The organism is Edaphobacter aggregans DSM 19364, from assembly GCF_000745965.1.
GTDB classification, from domain to species: Bacteria; Acidobacteriota; Terriglobia; order Terriglobales; family Acidobacteriaceae; genus Edaphobacter; species Edaphobacter aggregans.
In genome coordinates, this window is record NZ_JQKI01000351.1 from 1 (window position 1) to 1,112 (window position 1,112).

At 58.4% G+C, this 1,112-nt stretch carries 1 protein-coding gene; it reads right to left on the reverse strand.

Features of this window, described 5'->3' with window-relative positions; all coding sequences use genetic code 11:
- Positions 1-1,112 (reverse strand): transposase (locus Q363_RS31745; RefSeq protein WP_035358810.1); only part of this gene is annotated, 1,112 nt, incomplete at both ends.

The window sequence follows — 1,112 nt, forward strand, 5'->3', positions numbered from 1 at the left end:
ATTAGTTTTTGGTAGCCAGGAGATACTTTGCTTGCCGGCTGGACATGTGACCACCTTTGCCTCCCAGTCGATCGCAAACGCGCTTTTGTCGAAGCCGGCCTTATCCCGTGATTGCCAGCTGGGATCTTGCGCAACCGGACCAATGATCTCAACGCCATAATCGCGTTGACTGGCTACCAGTACCGTGGCATCGGTGTAGCCCTTGTCGACCAGGTGCTCGGAAGGGAGCAGGTTGCGGCTATCGAGAGACCGATGCACTACTTCGATCATATTGTCGTCCGGCGTCGTCGCCGGAGTGGTTTCAATGTTGGTAATCAAACGCGGAGCATCGTCGTCGCAGCTCTCCGTAAGATGCACTTTGTAGCCAACCCACGATTCCCCGCGCTTGGTGCTGTACCGCGCTTCATGGTCGTAAGGAGAGGTAATCAAAGTCGCTGGAGAGGGCATCTGCTTCGCCTCGCGAAATCGTAGCTGTCCATTCTCTTCGACGAATTGCTCCTCCCACACTCGTTCGAGCAGAATGACCGCATCGAGCTTGCCAAGCGACTCCCTCGCATCAGAGGCAGCGATCGCCTGCAGGAGTCTCCTGCCGTCCGAGCCTATAACGGCTGCCAGTTGCGTGCGTTCGGCTTCGGTCTTAGGGAGATTGAAGTTCTCGATGCGGCGCCCATAAAGCTTGAACCACTCGGGATCGGCAACTGCCCTCAGCCATTCAGGAGCCGCCACCGCCAAGCTATTCATCGCCGCGCGCAAGGTTTCGCCAACCCGCTCCAGCCTGTTCATGGTGCGGACTGCCGCCAGAACATGAGTCGAGTCGGTGCGCTGCTTACCACGCCGCTTCAGCAGGCCCAGAGCCTGCACACGTTCCAATAAGACATCGAGGAGAACCAATTCCAGCTTGCCCTCAACCAGGCGAGTGCGAAATTCACTCAACACTGTATGGTTGAAGCCTGCGTCGGTCAGTTCCAGACCGAGGGCGTACTTCCAGTCGATGCGAGCACGAACCGCGTCCGCAGCCTGACGATCGGAAAACCCCTCCGTGAACTGCAGTACGGTGGCGAGAGCTAGCCGCCCGGGAGCCTCCGCTGGCTGACCGCGTCGCGAAAATAGCG